Below are 22,713 nucleotides of genomic sequence, written 5' to 3' on the forward strand. Positions count from 1 at the left end.
TCTAAACACTTCACGATTATGTCTAAAAAATTCATTTACCTATTAACAGCATTTACAATCATCTTTTTTTCATGCAAAAAGACCAACGAAATAACTATCCAAGAATACTTTGATATAGTAAATGAAGAGCTCACAGGAGATTTAGCCTATGAAACTACTGCATTTGTAGAAAAGTATTGGCGTGTTGTTGGGAATACAGGATTTAATAAAAGTGTTTACAGAATTGCCGAACAGCTTGAAAAAGACGGTTATGTTTTAGAAGAAAATGCTACTGAAGATGACTTTTTAACCTACCGAATTGAAACAAGGCCATTAAAAAGACCTACGTGGGAATCGGTTGATGCTACGGTAATCATCAATGGAGAGGAAAGTCCTCTACTTAGTCATGTAACAAACCGAAATATGATAGATCTAAATTCGTATAGCACAGCCGAAGAAGGCGATACAGCTGAGGTAGTTTATATAGAAGACATAAAAAAGCTAGGAGAAACAGATGTAAAAGGAAAAATTGTGTTTGCTGAAACTCATCCAGGGCGAATATTTAAAACTGCAGTTACCGAAGGAGGCGCAGTTGGTATCATTACCTATAATAACCCTGATTATCTACAACCAGAAAAAAACACAACATCTATCCAGTTTCGCTCAATTCCATTAGATTCTGTGAGCAAAGCATGGGGAATTGCCATGTCTTTTGAAGCTAAAGAGCGATTAAAAAATAGCTTATCGAATGGAAAAACCACGTTAAATGTAAAAGTTGAAACCAACATATACCCTTCGGAAGAATTAACAATTGTCGCAGATATTAAGGGTAGAGAATTGCCTAAAGAGCGTTTGGCTTTTAGTGCGCATGTTCAAGAACCAGGAGCTAACGACAATGCTTCAGGTGTTGGAGCTACATTGGAAATGGCTTCTGTTGCAGCTAAACTTTTTAAAGATGGAAGATTCTCACCAAAGAGAACATTAACCTTCCTTTGGGGAGACGAGATTGTGTCAACAAGACGTTATGTAGAAGAAGATAGTATTAGAGCTAAAGATATTAAATGGGGAATATCATTGGACATGGTTGGAGAAGATACTGAAAAAACTGGAGGTTCTTTTCTAATTGAAAAAATGCCAGATCCAAGTGCTATTTGGACACGAGGAAACGATAAACATACTGAATGGGGAGGACGACCATTAAAAGTTGAAGACATGACACCTCATTATTTAAACGATTTTGTAATTGAAAAATTTAAGGAACAAGGAAAGCGTGCTAACTGGATCGTGAATACCAATCCTTTTGAAGGCGGAAGCGACCATGTACCATTTTTACGAGGGAATATTCCAAGTGTGTTGTTTTGGCATTTCACCGACCAGTTTTACCACACAGATAATGACAGAATCGACAAGGTTTCTAAAACTACTTTAAAGAATGTTGCAACCGGTGCATTGGTCTCTGCAATTGAGTTGGTAAACTCAGATGAAACTACTGCAAAACGAGTTTTAGAAAGCATAGAAGCAGCAGCTATTAATCGTCTAGAAGAAGAACAAAAACAAAGTGAATTAGCTATTGAAAATGGTGATACTCTAGAAGAGCAAATCGAAATTATTAACACTTGGAAAGATTGGTATGTAAAAGCAGCAAGTACCACAAGTGATATGGTAAGTGATGAAAGCCAAATTAAATCTAACATTGAAGCAACTCAAAAAGCGATTAGCGATAAAGCGAAGATTGTTTTGGAAGTTTTGAGAACTAAATAAAGGAAGCTTCTTAAAACAAAATTATTCATCTTTTTTTGTTTTTAACTCTTTGCCAAAAAGAAGATTTCTTTTCATAATTTCCGATGGCATTTATTTTAGAATTGTCCATCTCTTTAAATTCTAAGATTCTTTTTCTTTTCTCTTTTTCTTTGATGTGTGTTCTAATTACTAAAGCAATTGAACTAATAACTCCTATTATTAAATATGTTTTCATAACTCACATGTATTAAACATAACAAATCTATTATATTAAGTGGTTTGGAACGATTATAAATGACAACATAAGTAGAAATCAAAACAAATCTATTGCATTAAGTAGTTCATAACGATTAAAAACTATTAAAGAGAAAACCTCACTATTTCTAGTAAGGTTTAAAATAAAAAATGCGCTAGTTTTATACTAGCGCATTTAAACACCCACTTATTTTCCAGAGAAAATCTCTTTCAATTGTGTTACAACACCTCCATTGCCAGAGATTGTGATTTCACCAATTTTCTCAGCGATTTTTTCAACATACTCCATTTCTTTTAGCTTGTACAGCATGTTATTCTCTTCCATCAACTTTGCCGTATTTAGCAAGCTACGTGTTGAAGCTGTTTCTTCACGTCTTGTAATAGTATTAGCCTGAGCTTTTTTTTGTGCGACTAAAACTTGATTCATAATCTCTTTCATATCTCCAGTTAAAATCACATCTCTAATACCACAGCTTAAAACATTAACACCTAATTTTGATGCACTTGCCTTAACATCTTCAAATACTGCTTCCGCAATATTTTCTTTACGCTCTAGCAATTCATCTAATGTGTAAGCACCAATGTAAGCACGTAATACTAATTGCATAGCAATGTATAACTGCTTTTCATAATCCTTGTTTTCTAGTAAAGCTTTTTCAATATCTGTTACTTTATACTGTGTGTAAAAGTTGATACGAATTGCAGCTTTATCTTTAGTTAACAATTCTTGACCAGCAATTTCTAATTGCAACTGACGTAAATCAGCTTTAGCAATTTTAATTGTAGTATCGTTTCTCCAGAATCTGTATGTACCTCCATCTAGAGTTTTTGTATACACATCATCAACTAAAAGCACAGCTTTTTCGTAAGCGGCGACCTCAAAAGTTCTGATGTATTTGCTCAATTCATAATTACTGAATAATGATTTGTCAATTTTTTCAGTAATATAAATTTTGCTCAAATCGGCACGCACAAATTCACGTTTAATCAAACCCTTCCAGTACACGTAACGTCCAGCTGTTAAAACGGTTTTGAAGTTTCTTTTTTCGTAAACTAAAACTAGCTCACTGTCTTTAACTTCAATAATGTCTAACATTGCTTCCAACATTTCGTCTTTTAGTAAGAGTTCTAAAGCTATTGGAGCCACAAAGGTATTTGCAAGGTCATACACCAACACACGCTCATTAAAACCAAGCCAGTGCTTTCCTTGAGTAATTACTCTTTTGTAATCACCTTTTTTGAATACCAATCCTACTTTTCCCGCATTAATTCTTACTCGTTTCATCATTTCTAAATTTTAAATTAAACAATCTAATTTGTCCACTATGGACGTGGCAAAACCTGTAACGGAAGGGTTGCCAACTTCAACTTGTAATGACTAGTTCATTATTAATTGAAGTATATTTTTCAAACTTTTTTCATCATTAAAATAGTAGAAAGCAAATCATCTTTCTGGTGCGGAAATACTCATATTAATAGTGTCTATAATTAGTGTTAAGTATTGTGACAACAATATGAATCGATATTCAGATTTATACAATTCTCTTAATACAAAGCAGTAAAAATGTCTGCTATTAAAAATCAGTATTTCAAGGCACTTTCAAGACTGCTTTTATTGAACACTAATGTTTTATTAAAGCCGACTTGCTATCCACTATTTCTGTCATTTTTTTATTGAGCAGTGTGACAAACTGCATTGGCCATCAGTTTTAAAAGATGATGAGCTTTTTCAACCTGCATTATGAGTGCAGTGCTCTAACCAGACTGAGCTACGAGATCTAACTTTAGTGACCTCGACAGGAATCGAACCTGTGCTTGTGGACACTTTACAGAATGTCAACTGTTCTCTAGAACCAAAATCTAGCGCGTCTTCCGTTCCGCCATATCCTATATAAGGACAGTGGGATTCGAACCCACACGAACTTGAGTTGATTTTTGGTAATCAACAAACCTTCAAGTCTAGTTGAACATAAGACGAAATACATCGCTGCATCGTATTATACAATAGTGCTATACCGAAACACCCAACAAGACCGCTTGATACTTTAGTGTGGAACAGATAGGATTCGAACCTATACTTCAAAGTCCGTAGCTTTGAGTGCTTTCCATTACACCATGAGTTTAATTGTACTCCACCCAAGATTCGAACTTGGACTTAACAGCGCTTAAAACTGTTGCCTCTTCCAATTGGGCTAGTAGAGTATTAGTACAGGAAGAGAGATTCGAACTCCCAGTTTCTCGATTCTAAGTCGAGTGCGTTTACCGTTTCGCCATTCCTGCATTTGTTGAGATATTAGGAATCGAACCTAAACCCCTCGCCTTATGAGAGCGATGCTCTACCTATTAAGCTATATCTCATTTTGTACTCTATAAGGGAATCGAACCCTTGTCTTCTGGGAGAAAACCAGATGCACTAACCACTATGCTAATAGAGCAGCTTTGTCTGAGAAGCAGGATTCGAACCTACAACCTTTCACTTCCAAAGCGAGTAAACAACCATCGTTATCTTCTCAGTTTTGCAGTACCGACGAGACTCCCTTCGACTGCGCTCAGGGTAAACTTCTCATCTCTTGAACTGCTTAGCAGTATCGACGAGATTCGAACTCGCAACTTCTCGGGAGACAACCGAGCGCTCTAGCCATTGAACTACGATACTGTTTGTGGGAACTGAAAGATTCGAACTTTCTTAGCATTTAAGCAACAGGTTTACAATCTGCACCAACTCTCCAACGTTGACGAGTTCCCATTAAATCGGCAAGACAAGATTGCCGATTTTTTCTCCTTTCGTTTTTATAATAAATTATTTAACCGATTTCGGAACCAGCTTGTCTCTGGTTTGTCTACAGTTTCAGTTTTTTTGTTTTCGGCCTCTCGATTTATTTTATTTAAAACTTTTCGCTTTTTATTAACTCGAGAAATCACTTCATCAACATAATTAATAAAGTCATTATTCATACCTAAAAGCTTTGCATCATTTAAGGCTTTGTCGGCCTTATCTAACTCTAAATTAGCTTCAAACAAGCTTGCTTGAGTTAGTTCTATTCCAGCCTTATCAATTCCTTTTACTTGTCTCGCAAATTCAATTAATTTTTGAGCTTCTTCATAATCTTCATTATTTATTAAAAGTCTTATATAGTCTGGATACACATCAGGAATATCTAAACGACTCATCAAAGCTTTTTCGTAAAACTCTTTTGCTAACTCATAATCACCTAATTGTTCATTTTGTATTCTTGCCATTAAGCAAAGCGCTTTAACACTTTTTGGATTGTATGATAGTGCATAGTTTAGTGCTTCTATCGCTTTTTCCAATTCATAAGGATATGCTTCAATGGCTCGGAATAAATAGTTGTTATATAAATTATTTTCCATTTTCGTTTTATTAAATAGATTATTACTGTCTTAAATGCATCTTTTTAGGATGCTCTTAAAACTGATCAGATTGATGTACTCTTAAAATTTTGGAATAAAAAAATCCGAAACAGTTTGTTTGCTTCGGATTCTTTTCTGGAAAGTTATCTACAGAAAATACCGAAGCCTTGTAAATGACTCGAGGTCATAACTTAAAGGTTGTAATGCTATCATATATCTTAGCATGGCTTCTTGTTTTTAATTATTAATATTTTTTTGCAATAGTTATTTAAAACTGCGATGCAAAGATGAAAACTATTTTTAAAAAAACAAATAAAATTTTAATTTAATTTACTGAAAATCAATTAGTTATGTTTAAAATTAAACAAAGGAATTCCTGTCCGTTTTTTAACGGATACTTGAGTTTGTGTGCAAGTGTTTGTCTCCCAGTTGCTTACTCTTCAATGCTTAATATTTTAGTTTTTAAAAGTTATTTTCAAATTCTTTGATTTTTTTCATAAAAAAAGCGTCCAATTTCTTGGACGCTCGTACTATTTATAGTTTTTGTGTTTAAATCATCTCTTATTTAATGATTAAAAATAGATACATAACGTCCTTGTCGTAGAAATAATTCATTCATTCCTCGATAATCCCACTGGCAAAACAGTGATTTTGGTGCAATATGTACTATTGTGTTTTTCAATTCTAGCTGCAAATATGTGATTTTTATGCTATACAAAACAAATTTTAGTGCGAATTAAACATGTTTCCCTTTCTCCCAACCATGTTTTCCTAAATATTGTTCACCACTTTCAACAGCGCCTTCTTCAATACTTGTTCCCATGCTATCATTCCAACGGTTGAGGTAGCCAAACAATGAAATCACTCCCAACATTTCCACAATTTCGCCTTCATTCCAATGCTCATGGAGTCGTTTTTTAATATCTTCATTAACAGCATTTGGTACTAGGCTTGCTGCTAAACTAAAGTCTAAAGCAGCACGTTCCGCTTCGTTAAAAGCAGGATGCGTTCTATATTCCCAAATGTTATCTAACTGTTCTTGTTCTGCACCATAGCGTTCAGCAGCTCTAATAGCATGTGCTTGACAATATCTACAACCAGTAGAGTTACTACTTACCCAAGCAATCATTCTTTTTAAAGCCGAAGTCACACGTCCTTCATTAGCCATTACCGCTTTATTTAAATTAATAAACGCTTTAGAAATAGCTGGACGACGTTGCATTGTTAATACCGAATTTGGACAAAACCCAAGTGTCTCGTTAAAAAATTCAGCTAATTGTTTTGTTTCTAAATCGTGGTCTGCAGATAATGGTGTTACTAATGGCATATTGCTATATTTTTTAGTTTTTTAATAGTATTTTTGAACTAACAAGAAACATCCATTCTACTAAAATAGTACGATAGTAAAATTTATTTTGTGGATGTTCTTTGTGTCAGAATTAATAAAATATTTGTTTACACAAGAAACGAAAAATCTTTGAATATGATAAATAAAATTACCACAGAGTGGAAAGGAGGAGTAACCTTTGAATCTGGGAACATGAGCGGAAACACCTTTTTGATTGATGATAAAGTTGAAGGAGTAGATAAGCGTAAGGGATTAGCTCCAAAATCTTTAATGTTATCAGCTTTAGCTGGATGTACAGGATTGGATGTAATATCTGTACTTGATAAGATGAAAGTAACTGATTATGAGTTTAAAATGGATGTAACTGGTGAATTAACTGAGGAACACCCAAAGTATTATCATAAGGTGAAATTGGATTATCATTTTTATGGAAAAGATTTAAATAAAAAGAAAATAAAAAAAGCAGTTGATCTTTCAGTTGATAAGTACTGTGGCGTTATGGAAATGTTTCGTCAGTTTGCTAAGCTAGATACCGAAATACATTACCATAATAAATAATTTAGTTATTAATGCGCTGGACGCTTAAGCCAAAATCAGAAGCTACAAAAGTAGCTCTATTAAAAGAAGCTCTTCAAGTTGATGATGTTGTTGCAACATTGTTATTACAACGAGGAATTGAAACGTATGAAGCAGCTAAAACCTTTTTCAGACCAAGTTTAAGTGATTTATACAATCCATTCTTGATGAAAGATATGGATAAAGCTGTTGAGCGCATTGAAACTGCGTTTTTTAAGAATGAGAACATTTTAGTGTTTGGCGATTACGATGTTGATGGCACCTCTTCGGTAGCTTTAATGTCTTCCTATTTAAAAACAAGAACGGACAATGTAGCTACTTATATTCCTGATAGATATGATGAAGGTTACGGTGTTTCAATTAAAGGAATAGATTTCGCTCAGGACAATGACTTTTCACTCATTATCGCTTTAGATTGTGGTGTAAAAGCGATTGATAAAGTTGCCTATGCTAAAGAAAAGGGTATCGACTTTATTATTTGTGATCACCACAGACCAGGAAATGAACTTCCTAATGCAATTGCAGTTTTAGACCCAAAGCGAGATGATTGTGAATATCCTTATAAAGAGCTTTGTGGTTGTGGTGTTGGTTTTAAACTTATACAAGCTTTAGCTTCAAAAGAAAATAAAAGTGTTGAAGATTTAACCGAATACTTAGATTTGGTTGCTACTGCAATTGGAGCTGATATTGTCCCAATTACTGGCGAAAATAGAGTATTAGCATATTTCGGATTGCAAGTCATTAATGCCAACCCGCGACCTGGGATAAAAGCAATAATTAGTCAAGTTAAAAAAGAGGAACTTACTATTACTGATGTTGTTTTTATTGTAGCGCCTAGAATTAATGCAGCGGGACGTATGAAACATGGTAATTATGCAGTGACATTATTAACCGAAATGGATATAAAATTGGCTGAAGAATATGCGGCTGAGATTGAAGATTTTAACACAGACAGACGAGAAGCAGACAAGAGAATCACAGAAGAAGCACTTCAGCAAATTGAAAGTCATAATGAACAAGAACGTTGTACAACAGTGGTTTATCAAGATAGTTGGCACAAAGGTGTCATAGGTATTGTAGCCTCTAGACTAACAGAAACCTATTACAGACCAACGTTGGTATTTACTAAAAGTGGAGATAAGTTGGCGGCTTCAGCACGTTCGGTTTCTGGATTCGATGTATATAACGCATTAGAAGCTTGTAGTGAACACATTGAACAGTTTGGAGGTCATAAATATGCAGCAGGATTAACACTTAAAGAAGAAAACTATGAAGCTTTTAAACAGGCTTTTGAAGATGAGGTATCAAAAACTATAGATACATCTTTATTGACTCCAGAGATAAAAGTGGATATGCAAATAGATTTACCTCAGATAAATGATAAATTAATGCGCATAATACGTCAACTAGCGCCTTTTGGACCAGGAAATATGACGCCAATTTTTTTGACTAATAATTTAAGAGATACAGGTTATGGTAAGTGTGTTGGTGAAGACGATAAACATTTACGAATCACTGTGACACAATCTGGAAAAGAAAAGTTTGTTTGTATTGGGTTTGGTTTAGGAGATAAGTTGAGCTTGATTAAAGATAGGAAAGTATTTAAAGCGGTGTATTCTATTGATGAAAATCATTGGCAAGGAAGAACGTCACTTCAATTAAAGTTGAGAGATATTAAATCTTAATATGAAAAAAAACGACCCTTACGCAGCATTAAGAATTAAAGAATTCAACATTTTTTTATTAGTACGTTTTGCATTGATTTTTGGGTGGTCTATGCAATTTATAGTTATTGAATGGCAAGTATATGCTATGACGAAGAACCCACTTTCGCTTGGAATTATTGGTCTTTGTGAATTTTTACCTGCTTTTTTCCTTGCACCATTTGCAGGACATATTGTTGATAAAAAGGAAAAGCGAAATCTATTCGCACTTTGTATTGCTCTATTTTCTTTAATAAGTTTTGGATTATTTTGGCTAACGTCAACCCATATAGAATCCTCATGGGAAACTAATACAATTTTATACGGAATTTATGGATTAGTATTTTTTGGTGGTGTTTTGAGGGCTTTCTTCGGTCCAACTATTTTTTCACTTATTGCACTACTTGTTCCTAAAAACATATATCCTAATGCAGCAACATGGAGTAGTAGTACATGGAAAGGCGCTACTGTTTTTGGTGCTTTATGTGGGGGGTTTTTAATTGCATGGATAGGTGTAAACTACACGCTTGGTATTATATTCTTATTAGTAATGCTGGCATTATTGCTTGTCTTTTTAATAGCTCAAAAACCTATTTTAAATAAAGGCGCTACTGAATCAGTGAAAGAAAGTTTAAAGGCGGGTCTTCGTTTTGTGTTTAACGATAAAGTTATTTTAGGCGCGTTAACCTTAGATATGATTGCTGTTTTGTTTGGAGGTGCAGTTGCAATTTTTTCTGTATTTGCAACAGATATTTTAGATGCAGGACCAAAAGGGTTTGGAATATTAAATGCAGCGCTTTCTTCAGGTAGTATTATTACTATGTTAGCAACTACGTATATACCTATCACTAAAAATACAGGAAAGAAATTACTCGTTTCAGTTTTTGGATTTGGAGTTTGTATGATAATCTTTGGAGCTTCAAAATTAATGTGGCTTAGCGTTATAGCATTGTTCTTTTCTGGTGTTTTTGATGGTATTTCAATGGTAGTCCGTCAAACCATACTACAACTTAAAACACCAGATGAAATGAGAGGGCGCGTAGGAGCAGTTAATTCCATGTTTGTTGGGTCGTCTAACGAGCTAGGGGCATTAGAGAGTGGTTTAGCAGCTCGACTTTTTGGTGCGCCTTTAGCGGTTGTACTTGGTGGTACAGTAACACTTATTATTGTTGCTGTAATTGGTGTTAAGAATAAGCCTTTGCGAGGGTTAGATTTACAGCAAGATCTTGAAACGCATGAGAGAGAAGACTAATACTTTTTTAAGGCCATTTTTTTACCATCAAATACACCATAAGTATAGTAATGTATCCAATCGCCTAGGTTGATGTATTTAGAATTAGATTTTAAATCTATTTCCAAGGGTAAATGTCTGTGACCAAACACAAAATAGTCGCGATGATTTTCTTGAAGTTTACGCTTGCAATATTGTACAAGCCATTCGTTGTCTTCACCTAGAAATTTAGCATCTTCATCGCCAGAGATTAATTTGTTTTTTACAGACATATATTGCGCTAATCGAACACCTAAGTCTGGATGCAACCAACGAAATAACCACTTGCTAAATGAGTTCGTAAACACTTTTTTCATACGCTTATAGCCTTTGTCTCCTGGTCCTAAACCATCACCATGACCAATTAAAAAAGATGTTTGATTGAAGAAAAATTCTTGAGGTTTATGAAAAACAGGAATGTTTAACTCATCTTCAAAATATCCATTCATCCATAAATCATGATTACCTACAAAATAATAAATTGGTATTCCAGAATCAGATATTTCAGCAAGTTTTCCTAAGGTTCTTGTAAAGCCTTTAGGTACTACTTTTTTATACTCAAACCAAAAATCAAACAAATCTCCTAACAAGAATATGGCAGCAGCATCTGTTTTAATTTCATCTAACCATGCTACAAACTTTTTTTCGCGAGGACGAGATTGTTCTTGGGTTGGAGCACCCAAATGATTATCTGATGAAAAATAAATTTTCTTCCCTTCAGGAACTGTTATGTGCGTAGCTTTATTCATTATCGCTTGCAAACCATTCAGCAAAACTGGTCGCAGTTTCTTGCAGTTTTAAAGAAAATAACTCAACGTTATTTGGCAATCTTTTTTTGATTTTTGAAGCAAAATCAATCACCATCATTTCGCTAGTTGGTTGATAATTTACAAGTAATACATTATGGTCTCTATCTTCGAGCTCCTTTGCTAATTCAACATGAGGCGTGTTCTTATTAAAAACCGTAGCGTGATCAAAAATATCGACAATTTCTTCTTTAACGATTTTTTTAAGATCACCAAAGTCAATGACCATACCGAATTTTACATTAGAATTATCTGAAATTGGCTTGCCAATAACTGTGACATATAATCGATAGCTATGTCCATGAACATTTTTACATTTACCATCGTAACCATATAAAGCGTGTCCAGTTTCAAACGAAAACTGCTTTGTAATACGAATATTGCTCATTAACGTCTTTTGTTTCGGTTATAAAAATAGATTATAATCAATACAATCGCTAGCACTAGAAAAAGTTTACTTCCACCCATGTTATTCTTTGTTTGCTCGTTTTTTATTGTAATAATAAATAGTATAAGCTATGATTGCTAAAACAACAAAAGGTATCATAGAACCAATAAATACACCAATTTCATAACCGTTATCAGGTGCGTTTTTTAGTTTCTCTTCAATATCTACTTCTTGGAGAATTGTTGCTAAAATCATAAGTTATATTATTAAGTCAAAGTTACGTCTTTTGTGAAAGAGGCAAAAATAGTTGTCTAAATTTTATAATTAAAGGGATTCCTCTTGCTATTATCCAAAACGTAAACCCTATAAAAATGGCATAAAGTTTATAATCTAAATAATCTAGAACAAATAGTATTGGAATAAAAACGATGAAGCTGGAGAACAATAATACGTTACGCAAATGACGCATTTTACCAAGTCCTTTAAAAATACCATCAAAAATAAATGCTAAAGCGCAAAGTGGCTGCATTGCTAATACAATCCAGAAAACTTTATAAAACTCTTTTAAAACCATTTCATCTTTAGTAAATAAAGCACCTAAAGGAATGTATAATATTCCACCAATTATTGCCATGATAATACCAATAACGACACCATATTTAATAAGTTTATTACTTAACTTTATTAGTAGTTTATATTCTTTTCCACCTAATAGCTTTCCTGATAGGATATTTCCAGCGCTTGCATAGCCATCAATAATAAAAGCTCCTAAAAACCATAAATTAATGGCAATGGTATAAGCTGCAATATAGGAGGCGCCATAGCTTGTTGCAAAAGCACTTCCGAAAAAAAGTGTCACATTTAAAGCTAAAGTTCTCACAAATAAATTAAGAATCATAAAAATAAAACGCTTAATTTCTTTATTAAATGGAAAGTTTACTTTTAATGGAATTGGTGTTTTTTTAAGCAAAAAATAAGCCGCTGCCATTGCCATTAATAACTGAGCAATAACACTGGCATAAGCAGCACCTTTAATATTCATGGGTTCTATATAACCCTCAACACCATAAACTAGAATGACATCTAAGATAATATTAGATAGTGAGCCTATAAGCGCAATAATCATAGGGTAAAAAGTATTTTGTAAACCTCTAAAAGCCCCAAAAACGCCAATTGTGAAAAGTGTAAAAGGAAATCCGAAAACTCTTATTCTATAATAATCTACACTGTAGTCTAAAATGAGATTTGAAGCATTGTAAAGCTTAAAAATATTTTCTGCAAAAGGATAAGTAGATAGAATAATTAATAGGCTTAATGAGGTAATTAAAAAAATTGCTTGAGCTGGTAAACTTTTAATTTCATTCAATTGATTAGCTCCTAAATATTGAGAAACTATAGAGGAAATAGCGCTACGAGTTTGCCCTAAAACCCAAATAAGCATAGAAATAAATGTACCTACAATTCCAACAGCAGCTAAAGATTCAGTTGCATTCATACTAATGTTACCAACAATTGCTGTATCAGTAATAGATAGTATGGGCTCGGAAACTCCAGCAATTAGTGCAGGAATTGCCAACTTATTAATATGTTTTAAGCTAATATTTGTAGTCAAAAGGTTATTTAATACTAATTATTATTAATGCTTATTTTTGCAGTAAATTTTCAGTAAATTTAGTCTTTAAAATTTTGATTATGAAGAATATCTTAGTTCCTGTGGGATCCTCAAAAAATGCAGAAAGTCATTTGCAATATGCTGTTGACTTTGCAAAATCATTTGGCGCTAAACTTTATATAGTACAAGTATATAATGTCTATACTAAAGCAGGAACCATGATTAAGATAGACCATATTTTAGAGCGAGAAAGTAAAGAGTACTTAAACAGCTTAATGTCAAAAATTGATACAAAAGGAGTTGAAGTAGTTGTAAGAGTATTAAAAGGGAAGCTAGTTGATACACTAGAATTAGCTTGTAAAGCAGCGGACATTGATTTAATTCTAATAGAACCAAGAACAAACTCTATTAAAGACGAAGTGTTTTTAGGAAAAACATCTGGAAAAATCATTAAACAAACTCAAATCCCAGCATTAATAGTGCCTGAGGGTTACACGTTTAAACCTATCACTAGAGTTTTATTGGCAGTAAAATCGGCAATTATTAAAAATAACAATGCTTTAAAACCGTTATCGGATATTAAAGAAAAGTTTAAAGCTATTGTAAATTTATTGTTGGTAAAAACCACGTATTATAATGAAGGAGATTTTGATGTCAATGATACATTAAAAGATATGGTTACCAATATTACTAAAACTGAAAACGCTACGACGTTTCAAGGCGTATTAGAGCACTTTAAATCAAATGATCCTGATATGTTATGTGTAGTTCGTCGTAAACGTGGATTCTTTACCAAGAAATGGGAAAAGAATGTTATATTAAAAAAGGATTTTCATAGCTCTCGACCTGTACTTGTACTGAGAGGTATGAAATAAAAAAAGGGGATGTAGCTCAGTTGGCTAGAGCGCTTGACTGGCAGTCAAGAGGTCGGCGGTTCGAGCCCGCTCTTCTCCACTAGTGATAGAAAGGTTTTTGGTAAATTAAGAATATTTTTTAACCAATATTTGCATACAATTTGCATAAATCAACTCTTTAAATAGCTTTCAATATCTAAAATATCCTTTTCAGTCAATGCTTTGTTTTTATATTTCTCAAAAAAAGGGCTTTCGCTGTATAATTCTTTATGGTTATGATTTTTTAAGAATATACTTTCAAGTTTAATACAATGAGAGTGACTATCATAATAATTAGCCATAAAGGCATAATTATGTAATGAATAACACTCATTATGTCTATTTATGGTTGTTTGCTTGGAAAAAAGTTTTACAGAGCTATACTTTATAGAAAAAATGGGTAATAAAAGACCAATGTCTCTAAAGACATTATCTTTTTCAAGGTTTTTTACAAAATCCATTATAAGAGCAGAGAAGACATAGTCAAAGCGAAAGTTAACACTATAGGAGTAATTTATTTTAACATGAATTGCAGCGATTATAGGATACAGAACTAAATAGTTTAATAAAGGAGATTCTGTCGGTCTTTTGTTATGTTTTTCTATCAGGTCTTCCCACGCTTGAATGCTAAAATCAAAAAATTTAAAAGATTTAACATTGCGAAAAAACCCAATATTCATATTATTAAAACCATCAGAATCATCACAAAAAGCAGTCTTTGGTTCGTCACATTCATAATAAGGTATTTTAAGGCAATCGCTTAAATACAGTATTGGTATCCCTGCTGAATTAAATCTCCCAGTTCCTACAAGATGCCTCAAATTAAAAGGTAAATGAAATAAAGTGTGGTTAGGGCTTTTTTTTCTTTCATCTAAATCAACAAGACCCCTACGAATTCTATAGAAAACGTGATTGCTTTTTTTTTCTGTTTCTGGGCTACTAAGCATCATCATTAACCTTTTAAGGTTTTGAAGCATTAATAGCTGAAAATTATTGGCACTCTCAATTCTATGTCCATTTCTATAACTGACTAGGCATTCACTGATAGATTCAATGTTTTTTTGAATTTTAGTTTCATAATAATCTATATCTTCCTGTGTTTCAACATGAGAATTGAGTAGGTTACTAGAAAAAGCTTTATAATTATCAAAATAACTTCGAATTTCATCTACAAAAAGAGTAGAATTGCTGACGATAAGAGGTTGGTTAAATTGATTCAGCAATGTATTTATGTCTTTGGTGGGTTTTCCTTAATTTCTTTGCTAACTCTATCCTGTATATGTAAAAGCAACATTCTCCACCACATTGCATTAGTCCAAATAGGAAAGCTTATAGGATTTGAGTTAGATACGATTCTTATATGTTCAACAAAAATAGTAAGAGCTCTTTCCCTTTCAGGGATGTCTTCTTTATAGAATTGAATATCTTTCCAGATTTTATCAAGTTCAAGCTGTTTAGATTCTTCCTTATTATATGTTAAATCCTTTAGAGATGTCCAACTAGACAAAAATTCATAAGCACAAACCCAAGCAAAATAACCGTTAACTAATCTTTCTGTTATTGTAAGCTGTTTAAATAGCCTAGACCCCTCTTCAAGGTCTCCATTGAATTCAAGAACAACAGGTTGGGTAGCTATAACAGCAAATTCAGTAATAGATAGAATTTTATAAACATCAACTGAAGATTCTCCATCATCATCATTTTTGCCAACATTTATAATTTTTCTCGCAATGTTGTCAAGCATAAACCAATAATTCTCATTAATAAGTAGAGCAGAGTTTTTATCTACAACAAACTTTATAGATTCAATTAATTCTTTACTCTTCAACTGATCAAATATGGTTGCAAGAAAATTACTATGAGGGCGAGTAGTATTATCTGAGCCATTTGCTCCATTTTCATAAATTTCACCGAATTCAATGATAAGCTTATCACAGCAGTTTTGGAAAAAATCCAACCTCTGTAATCTTATTGAGTCAAGATTAGCACCTTTAGAATCAGTCATTTAAAATATCTAAGAAATAAATTCTGTCTGAGGAGAATCAATCAACAATTTAATACTGTCATCTACATCATGAAATTTAACATAGGAATCAAATTGAATATTTAACTGCTCACAGGATTTTCTGTCAGCATTATCAATTATGTTTTCTCCTAAGTCCTCCATATCAGATACAGACAATTCTGAGCCGTATTCCATCTTAGGAACATGCCTTTTACCGTAATTTTTACCAGATTGTTTAATTCTCATAATGAAAAAATGTGTGCAAATATACAAACTGAATAGTTTGTATCAAAGAAGATGCCGAAATAAATAATGTTTTGAAAGTCAAGTAGTTATGATTTTTTTGGCACTAAAATCTTATTAAAGATACAAAATTTGTTGATTTGACCAACTTTTTTTGGATAATTATAACAGTCACGTTATTAAACCATTACAGTATGTGTTTAACAAAACTACTTATTCTAAATATTCTAAATATGTCATTTAAGTTTTTAAGTCTTTAAAGGAAAATCCTTTCATAGCATCTTCAACAAAAAACTTTAAGTCTTTTTTACCCTGTTCTATTTCAGATTTTGGTATATGATTTTTTAACATTGGATGAAAAAAAACTCTAAGCCCTTTATAATAATAAAATATTCGCTTTACCATTTGATGAACTTCCTCAAAATCTTCCTTTAATATCTGATTTTGAGGATCAATAATTCCATTTTCATAATTAACATACAACCCTTGATTTTTTAAATCATTAAACTGCTCTAGTTTCTCTATTCTTTCTTTGGTTTTTAGCATTGGTTGGATTGCCTTGTATCCATCCTTTATAAAATGAACTAAATCATTAAGCCATTTCGCTTTAGTATTAATTATTTTCTTTTTCCTTTCTTCTTCCCAAACAATCATCATTTCAAAAAGACCAGTTCCTGATTCAATTAACTGGGCAATCTGATGACGAATTTTGTGATCATGAAAGAATTTTTTTGCACTATCTATTTGATATACTTTATATCCTTCTGAGTGCATTAAAACCAATATTGCCTTAACAATTTCTTCCGAACTTAATATTAAAAGAGAAACGGATGTACTATAAGACTTATTAATGTCGGTAATCAATAAAGCGTCATTATATAATTTTTTTGCATTTCGATACAAAGGAACATGAAGTCCTTTAGAATTTTGTGGTGATAAATTCAGGAACTTAACTATTTCCATATATTTTTTTTAACAGTATTAATAGAAATATCGTATTTGGTTTTTATCTTCATAAAATATAACAAGTTATAATCACCCCATCCCATTAATAAAAGTCTCAATAAAATCGGTTATTTTGGTTGTTATTCTTTCAGATATAGAAGCCCTTTCTTTTAGACTTGGTCTTTTGTTTAATAATCCAATTACATCGTCACGCAATGGTGCTTTTTCTGTAAACAAATAATTACTAATGACATCAACTAGTTTTTTGTAATCTAAATTCTCATCTTCACTTAATTGTTTTACTGCCTTTTTCTTTTCATTCGTCCAATAGTTATCAAACTCATCAGCTACTAAATCAGAATCTCGAACTAATGGTAAGTTCTCCTCAATAAAGCGTTCAATTAGCTCCTTCTTACTTCTTAACTGACTATCCGAAGCCAACATATCAGAAATGGCTTTACGTTGCTGTTCCTGGTCTTTAGGTTTTTTAGACTCATATAATTTTGCCAACAAGGTTAGAATGTAAGCTACATTAATTTCATCACGTCTAATTAGTTCTAACTCAAAATCAATGTCATTGAGGATTGACACTTTTTCTTTCTCCTTTTTAACATCATCTCGAATATCTAAATACTTACTTTGGTAATCTTCAAACTCTTGCTCTGAAATGCCTAAATCATCATAACTAAATTCAGTAAATGTTGTTAACACATTCTTTAAGCGCATTAACTCTCTAAAGGCTTTAACAAACTCTAATTTTTCATTTTCAGAAGGTAATTCATTTACACTATCAACTGTTGGTGTTATATCATATAATCGCTTAATAGCTTCTTCAAATTTAGTCGTGTAATTCTCGTAAGGTTGTACGATAATTTCTTCAATAGCTTCTTTATTAGAAAAGAGCGTTATGGCTTCGTCTGTGGCACTTTTAAGGTTTCTAAAACAAACAACATTACCTTGTGATTTAACCTCATCTAATATTCTATTAGTACGTGAATATGCTTGAATAAGTCCGTGATATTTAAGATTCTTATCTACATAAATAGTATTCAGCAATTTAGAATCAAACCCTGTTAAAAACATATTTACAACCAACAAAACATCTACCTGTCTATGCTTGACACGTTTACCAATATCTTTATAGTAGGAATAGAACTCATTGGTAGAATAGTTTGTTTGAAACATTCCATTATAATCAGCAATAAATCTATCTAATTTTTCTCTTGTATGTGAATAGGCTGAAGTAGGCTCATCTACTCTAAAATCCTCAAAATCTTCATCAGGTATAAAGCCGTTTGCATCTTCATCTAATTCATTTGCTTTATATGAAAAGATTGTAGCTACTTTTAAATCATGTTTACCTTCCTCTTTCTTTACTTTAAACAGCTCATAATATTTTATAAGTGTCTTAACATTAGAAACACAAAAGATAGCGGTAAACTTCTTAGTGTGCGTTTTACGGTTATGATTAGCGATAATGTAATCAGCAATATTATTTAAACGTTGAGGTGCTTCCATAACCTCAACCTTATCAATACTATCTACATTAATATCAATTATCTCATCAGCTTCTTTGCTTTTAAAGGTGCTTATATATTCAATGGCAAACTTTAAAACGTTCTTATCCCTAATAGCATCAGTTATAACGTACTTGTGCAGACACTCGTCAAACAAATCTTTAGTAGTTCGCTTACCTAATTCATTTTTAACTGAATTGTCTTTAAAAATAGGTGTTCCAGTAAAACCGAACATCTGTGCATTTTGAAAAAAGTCTTTTATTCTATTATGCGTATCTCCAAACTGGCTTCTATGGCACTCATCAAAAATAAATACTACACGCTCGTTTTTTAGAGCATCCATCTTCTCTAAGTATTTGGGTTTATAAATAGCTGTATTTAACTTTTGGATTGTGGTAACAATCAGGCTAGTATCGTCTGAGAATTGTTTAACTAAAGCCCTAGTATTGTTTGTGGCATCTATACTGCCTTCACTAAAACTATTGAACTCTTTAATGGTTTGATAATCTAAATCTTTACGATCTACAACAAACACCACTTTCTTAACGCCTTCAAGATTCGTTAATATTTGCGCTGTTTTAAATGATGTTAGTGTTTTGCCTGATCCTGTGGTATGCCATATATAACCAAACTTATTACTGTTTTTTACTCGCTCAACAATAGCTTCAGTAGCATAGTATTGATATGGGCGTAATACCATAAGGGTTTTAGCTGTATTTAAAACCGTGTACTTTGTTATCATTTTAGATACATGACAAGGCTCTAAAAACTGCTCTGTAAACTCACTAATTTGAGTGATAATTTTATTATTTACATCTGCCCAATAAAATGTTTGTTTAAATGAGCGTGCTTTAATAGGATTATTGGCGTAATACTTAGTGTTCACACCATTGCTTATAACAAATAACTGTATGAACTGAAATAAGCCATTTCCTGCTTGATACGAATGACGTTGATACCTGTTAGTTTGATTGAAGGCTTCTTTTAACTCTAAGCCTCTACGTTTTAATTCAATTTGCACTAAAGGCAAACCGTTGATTAAAATAGTAACATCGTAGCGGTTTTTATATGTACCTTCCATAGTGACTTGATGTGTCACTTGATATTGGTTTTTGCACCAATGAATTTGATTAATCAATTCTAAATAACCTGTACTACCATCGTCTTTAGTATAAGTTATTTTGTCTCTAAGGGCTTTTGCTCTTTCGTATATATTACCTTTAGATAAGTGATTTAGGACTTGTTTAAACTCTGCATCTGATAAACTGCAATTATTATGTTTTTCAAGTTGCATTTTTAAGTTAGCTATTAAAGCATCCTCATCCTTTATAACGACTTTTTTATAGCCTAAATCGACTAACTGTTGAACTAAACTCTCTTCTAATATGTATTCAGGCTGAGTAGTCATAAGTTATTTATTTCGTCTATTATTTTATTAACCTTATCTAAACCGTACAATAATTCCGTTGAATCTATATCTAACCAACCAAATAATTCTATTATGGTATTATAATATGACAAGGGAAAATTTGTATTTATTTGATTCATTCCATGTCTAAAACAAATTGGGTCGTGATGTGCAATTCTATTTCTTATTTTATTAACCCTTTCTAATTTATCAAAAATAGTTGCTGCATTGTATTGAACTAACCTAGTTGTAGTTGGCAAATTTGGAAATATATGCTGTAATGATCTTCCTGCTAATCGATACTGATTTCTTGCAAATAGAAATCGCCAAAAACCAAAACCTAATTCTGAAACTAATCTGGGATGTGAGTATAATACACCTAATTTTGACATGGTTTCGTTAATTGCTATTCTACTTTTATAAGTACTACCACTATCAAAACAACCTCCAACTCTTGCAAAATCTCTCAACCAATTAGCACCATAAATATTTGTATAATGTCTATCAATAGCGTTCCTTAACGCTACTTCAAAACAACTAATAACTGTAAACAATTCTTGTGATAGTTTTAAGTTTTTGCGATATAATGTCATTGCCTTTCTTGTGTCATTATTACACGCACCTAAATAGCGATTTATTCGTGGTGTTGACATTATGTATTCAAAATCGCTATACTTCATATTTGGTATGCTTTTTGCCTTATTTTATATACGTTTATGATCATTTATGTACGCTTGTATGTGTTAAAATGTACTAAAATGTACTAAAATGTACTAAAATGTATTATATTTGTACCATCTTATTCCCAGTAGTCCCTGTATATCAAACCACTGGGTTTTGTTTTTTTACAACATTTTCTTCATTAAATATTTAACTCCTTTCAAATAAATTAAGCTCTAAATCTGCTAAACTTTTGAACTTGCTGTTTTGTAAAAACTGTTTAGCGTAATTTATTACTTCCATGTAATCGTCTTCATTTTTCATCTTTGTCCAAGATGTTACTGCTCTCTTTTTTAAGCCTAAATTTTTGGCTTCTTTGTTGAGGTTTTCTTGTATAATTCTATCCACAGGAAAGTGTGGAGGTGTTTTAATAGAATTTGTACACCATAAATATTTTAAATATAGATTGAGCAATTTTTGACTCACGCCAAAATTTAATTGCCCATTATTTAACAAATATGAAAAATCACTTTTAGCTGTAAAATGACTAATATTCTTAATGTTTTCAATATGCTTGCGCTCACTGATAGTTTTGATATATTGAGTAAGTGCTATTTCTTTTATTAGCTTATGTAAGTCAACCCTGAAATTTCTACGCTCTTCTTCGTTTGACGCTACTTTTTTATCATACAAATTGGCACGTTGAAAACTTCCAATTGTGGTGAGTAGCCATATCTCGTTATGTATAAATGTTTCTTTCATAAACTATACAAACATCTGCTGTAATAAGCCTTTTTTGAATTGTTGGGTGTTTTCTAATTGAGTATTAACCAATCTTATTTTATCATCAATAACAGATAGAAAGTTAGCTATTTTTGTTTGTTCATCAAGAGAAGGCACATCAATTACTATATCTTTTATGCTACTAAAGTATAAATGAACTATGGTTATTCCTTGTGCTCTTGATGCAATTTTATACTTTTTAAAATTTGACAAATAATAAGCATAAAAAACATTGTTTATTTTTTGATTTGAACGTAATACAATAATATCTCCACCTATTTTTACATTTTCAAAATTTAATGCTGTTACATTAGCCAAGTCTATGCCTGTTGTTGTAGTTGAAGATGGGATTAGTAAATCTCCCTTTTTAGAGTCTAAACCATTTCCGCTATTGGTTCTACTTTCTACGTCAAATATAACTTCATTGTATTTTGTATATAATTCTCCATAAAGAATGCATTTCCTTTTTCCTTTTTCGGTAAGTTCTCCTTTAGGAATGCCGTTGCCTTTTTCAGAATAAAAAATATTCCCTATACTATTTTCTTCCCAATTTGTATAATTATTTCCAACCTCATTTTTAAATCGTAATTCTTGGCTAAATAGTAGTTGCATGATACCTTTTTTATATTGCTCTAAAAGGGATATTTTATTTTTTAATCGAGAGGTTTTCACATCTACTTCTCTTAAAAAAGAAGCTATCTTTATTTGCTCATTTAATCCTGTGAAATTCAATTTTAAATCTCTCAAAATGGATGTTGTCAAATTATTGAACACCCCTCCTGTTGTTGCTTCACCTTGCATTTTCTCATAAAGCCTAAGAAACAGATAGTAAAGAAATTCACTATTTACTTCTTTTAAATTCTTAAACCCTAACCAACCATCATGAATACAAGCATCTACTGCAAGGATAGTTGGAATAGCGACATTCGTTCCTGAACAACTTAAAACAACATTTCCTTTTACCAAAAATCTACTTTTCTTAGCTCCATCTAAGGTGAGTGAATCTATAGAAGGATATACATATTTTCCATCTCTCGTAGCATCCTCTATCATTAATCTTGGAACTTTCCCTCCATAATACTTAGGATCTCCTTTAGGTCTTGGACTTGCTCCTCTAAAAACTTCCATTCTCGAAGATAACTTCTGTTTTATCCACTCATCTTTAAACTCTTGAAATCTCAATTTTGGCTTTTGAATAAACTCACTCATA

At 32.3% G+C, this 22,713-nt stretch carries 21 protein-coding genes and 7 tRNA genes; 6 read left to right on the forward strand and 22 right to left on the reverse strand.

What is annotated here, in order from left to right; translation table 11 throughout:
* The first annotated feature begins 18 nt into the window (after positions 1–18).
* The gene (locus ABGB03_RS14470; RefSeq protein WP_347923317.1) at positions 19–1,740 is read left to right on the forward strand and encodes a M28 family peptidase; all 1,722 of its coding nucleotides are present in this window, start codon (positions 19–21) and stop codon (positions 1,738–1,740) included.
* Positions 1,741–1,765: 25 nt separating this feature from the next.
* Here the strand turns inward: ABGB03_RS14470 and ABGB03_RS14475 are convergent, their stop codons facing one another.
* From ABGB03_RS14475 to ABGB03_RS14520, 10 genes are all read right to left on the reverse strand, one after another.
* On the reverse strand, positions 1,766–1,954 hold the full coding sequence (locus ABGB03_RS14475; protein WP_347923319.1) for a hypothetical protein: 189 nt from the start codon (positions 1,952–1,954) through the stop codon (positions 1,766–1,768).
* Positions 1,955–2,161: 207 nt separating this feature from the next.
* Positions 2,162–3,262, reverse strand: coding sequence for a slipin family protein (locus tag ABGB03_RS14480; RefSeq protein ID WP_347923321.1), 1,101 nt, complete (start codon positions 3,260–3,262; stop codon positions 2,162–2,164).
* 840 nt (positions 3,263–4,102) lie between these two features.
* Positions 4,103–4,176: transfer RNA gene (locus ABGB03_RS14485), tRNA-Leu, on the reverse strand.
* Positions 4,177–4,181: 5 nt separating this feature from the next.
* Positions 4,182–4,254 (reverse strand) — tRNA-Leu (locus ABGB03_RS14490).
* Between the two features lie 5 nt (positions 4,255–4,259).
* A tRNA-Met gene (locus ABGB03_RS14495) sits at positions 4,260–4,332 on the reverse strand.
* A 5-nt stretch (positions 4,333–4,337) separates the two neighbouring features.
* Positions 4,338–4,409, reverse strand: a tRNA-Glu gene (locus tag ABGB03_RS14500).
* A gap of 7 nt (positions 4,410–4,416) precedes the next feature.
* A tRNA-Pro gene (locus ABGB03_RS14505) sits at positions 4,417–4,488 on the reverse strand.
* 69 nt (positions 4,489–4,557) lie between these two features.
* Positions 4,558–4,630: transfer RNA gene (locus ABGB03_RS14510), tRNA-Asp, on the reverse strand.
* A gap of 134 nt (positions 4,631–4,764) precedes the next feature.
* A complete protein-coding gene (locus ABGB03_RS14515) occupies positions 4,765–5,346 on the reverse strand; it encodes a hypothetical protein (RefSeq protein WP_347923323.1) in 582 nt (193 codons plus the stop codon).
* Between the two features lie 736 nt (positions 5,347–6,082).
* A complete protein-coding gene (locus tag ABGB03_RS14520) occupies positions 6,083–6,673 on the reverse strand; it encodes a carboxymuconolactone decarboxylase family protein (protein ID WP_347923325.1) in 591 nt (196 codons plus the stop codon).
* A 156-nt stretch (positions 6,674–6,829) separates the two neighbouring features.
* Between ABGB03_RS14520 and ABGB03_RS14525 the strand changes: the two genes are divergently transcribed.
* The 3 genes from ABGB03_RS14525 to ABGB03_RS14535 are packed head-to-tail and all read left to right on the forward strand — an operon-like array spanning position 6,830 to position 10,225.
* Positions 6,830–7,252 carry an OsmC family protein gene (locus ABGB03_RS14525; protein ID WP_347923327.1) on the forward strand — a complete coding sequence of 141 codons (423 nt, stop codon included), beginning with the start codon at positions 6,830–6,832 and terminating at the stop codon, positions 7,250–7,252.
* Between the two features lie 11 nt (positions 7,253–7,263).
* Positions 7,264–8,955, forward strand: coding sequence for a single-stranded-DNA-specific exonuclease RecJ (gene recJ, locus ABGB03_RS14530; RefSeq protein WP_347923329.1), 1,692 nt, complete (start codon positions 7,264–7,266; stop codon positions 8,953–8,955).
* 1 nt (position 8,956) lies between these two features.
* Positions 8,957–10,225 carry an MFS transporter gene (locus ABGB03_RS14535; RefSeq protein WP_347923331.1) on the forward strand — a complete coding sequence of 423 codons (1,269 nt, stop codon included), beginning with the start codon at positions 8,957–8,959 and terminating at the stop codon, positions 10,223–10,225.
* Here ABGB03_RS14535 and ABGB03_RS14540 read toward each other — a convergent pair.
* From ABGB03_RS14540 to ABGB03_RS14555, 4 genes are all read right to left on the reverse strand, one after another.
* Positions 10,222–10,974: a UDP-2,3-diacylglucosamine diphosphatase gene (locus ABGB03_RS14540; protein WP_347926426.1), complete on the reverse strand. Its 753-nt coding sequence runs from the start codon at positions 10,972–10,974 to the stop codon at positions 10,222–10,224. The two genes, ABGB03_RS14535 and ABGB03_RS14540, sit on opposite strands and share 4 nt — an antisense overlap.
* 10 nt (positions 10,975–10,984) lie before the next feature.
* The gene (locus ABGB03_RS14545; protein WP_347923333.1) at positions 10,985–11,437 is read right to left on the reverse strand and encodes a 6-carboxytetrahydropterin synthase; all 453 of its coding nucleotides are present in this window, start codon (positions 11,435–11,437) and stop codon (positions 10,985–10,987) included.
* A gap of 81 nt (positions 11,438–11,518) precedes the next feature.
* Positions 11,519–11,692, reverse strand: a complete 174-nt coding sequence (locus ABGB03_RS14550; RefSeq protein ID WP_347923335.1) for a hypothetical protein — start codon at positions 11,690–11,692, stop codon at positions 11,519–11,521.
* A gap of 22 nt (positions 11,693–11,714) precedes the next feature.
* On the reverse strand, positions 11,715–13,049 hold the full coding sequence (locus ABGB03_RS14555) for an MATE family efflux transporter (protein WP_347923337.1): 1,335 nt from the start codon (positions 13,047–13,049) through the stop codon (positions 11,715–11,717).
* An 80-nt stretch (positions 13,050–13,129) separates the two neighbouring features.
* Between ABGB03_RS14555 and ABGB03_RS14560 the strand changes: the two genes are divergently transcribed.
* Entirely contained in the window at positions 13,130–13,924 is a 795-nt protein-coding gene (locus tag ABGB03_RS14560; protein WP_347923338.1) for a universal stress protein, read from the forward strand.
* A 5-nt stretch (positions 13,925–13,929) separates the two neighbouring features.
* A tRNA-Ala gene (locus ABGB03_RS14565) sits at positions 13,930–14,003 on the forward strand.
* Between the two features lie 70 nt (positions 14,004–14,073).
* Here the strand turns inward: ABGB03_RS14565 and ABGB03_RS14570 are convergent.
* The 8 genes from ABGB03_RS14570 to ABGB03_RS14605 form a co-directional block, all read right to left on the reverse strand.
* Entirely contained in the window at positions 14,074–15,165 is a 1,092-nt protein-coding gene (locus ABGB03_RS14570) for a hypothetical protein (RefSeq protein WP_347923340.1), read from the reverse strand.
* Positions 15,166–15,170: 5 nt separating this feature from the next.
* The gene (locus ABGB03_RS14575; RefSeq protein ID WP_347923341.1) at positions 15,171–15,947 is read right to left on the reverse strand and encodes a hypothetical protein; all 777 of its coding nucleotides are present in this window, start codon (positions 15,945–15,947) and stop codon (positions 15,171–15,173) included.
* Between the two features lie 9 nt (positions 15,948–15,956).
* On the reverse strand, positions 15,957–16,142 hold the full coding sequence (locus tag ABGB03_RS14580; RefSeq protein ID WP_347923343.1) for a hypothetical protein: 186 nt from the start codon (positions 16,140–16,142) through the stop codon (positions 15,957–15,959).
* 288 nt (positions 16,143–16,430) lie between these two features.
* Positions 16,431–17,153, reverse strand: a complete 723-nt coding sequence (locus tag ABGB03_RS14585) for an AbiV family abortive infection protein (protein ID WP_347923344.1) — start codon at positions 17,151–17,153, stop codon at positions 16,431–16,433.
* A gap of 72 nt (positions 17,154–17,225) precedes the next feature.
* Positions 17,226–20,060, reverse strand: a complete 2,835-nt coding sequence (locus tag ABGB03_RS14590; RefSeq protein ID WP_347923346.1) for a type I restriction endonuclease subunit R — start codon at positions 20,058–20,060, stop codon at positions 17,226–17,228.
* Positions 20,057–20,740, reverse strand: a complete 684-nt coding sequence (locus ABGB03_RS14595; RefSeq protein ID WP_347923348.1) for a hypothetical protein — start codon at positions 20,738–20,740, stop codon at positions 20,057–20,059. The genes ABGB03_RS14590 and ABGB03_RS14595 overlap by 4 nt, the downstream gene beginning before the upstream one ends.
* A gap of 190 nt (positions 20,741–20,930) precedes the next feature.
* Entirely contained in the window at positions 20,931–21,482 is a 552-nt protein-coding gene (locus ABGB03_RS14600; protein ID WP_347923350.1) for a hypothetical protein, read from the reverse strand.
* Positions 21,483–21,485: 3 nt separating this feature from the next.
* Positions 21,486–22,712, reverse strand: a complete 1,227-nt coding sequence (locus tag ABGB03_RS14605) for a restriction endonuclease subunit S (protein WP_347923352.1) — start codon at positions 22,710–22,712, stop codon at positions 21,486–21,488.
* Position 22,713: the final 1 nt, after the last annotated feature.

The sequence above is a fragment of the Pontimicrobium sp. SW4 genome (genome assembly GCF_039954625.1).
In the GTDB taxonomy this organism is placed as follows: Bacteria; Bacteroidota; Bacteroidia; order Flavobacteriales; family Flavobacteriaceae; genus Pontimicrobium.